Below are 311 nucleotides of genomic sequence, written 5' to 3'. Positions count from 1 at the left end.
GCAGGTAGTGCAGTATCTGGATGGCCCCTCAGTCAGCATCGAACGGCGTTCGCCGGTAGGCAGGCTTGCGTGGACCGAAGACAGCGGCAACGGAGGACTTTCGTCCCCTGCGAGATGGGCAGCTCACCTTGAAGAATATTATCAGATTGATCTTGAGGAAGATGCACGTGTCGCTGGTCGAGACGCCGTAAAGCTAATTTTTGAGCCTCTTGATCAATGGCGTTTTGCTCACGAGTGGTGGTTAGATCGTGAGACGGGGCTGTTGCTCAAGCACGTGCTTATTGATCAGCAGGGTCGCATTATTGAGACCT

The 311-nt window shown here is 53.7% G+C and carries 1 protein-coding gene; it reads left to right on the top strand.

Annotation, left to right across the window (positions count from 1 at the left end):
* Positions 1–311, top strand: a 311-nt coding sequence (locus CIK77_RS17425; protein WP_275543034.1) for a sigma-E factor regulatory protein RseB domain-containing protein, incomplete at both ends; no start/stop codon positions are given.

Origin of the sequence: Microbacterium sp. JB110 (assembly GCF_003335195.1) — a bacterium.
Taxonomy (GTDB): Bacteria; Actinomycetota; Actinomycetes; order Actinomycetales; family Microbacteriaceae; genus Microbacterium.
The sequence above is the reverse complement of the archived record's forward strand: the minus strand, read 5'-3'. Positions and strand labels throughout refer to the sequence as shown.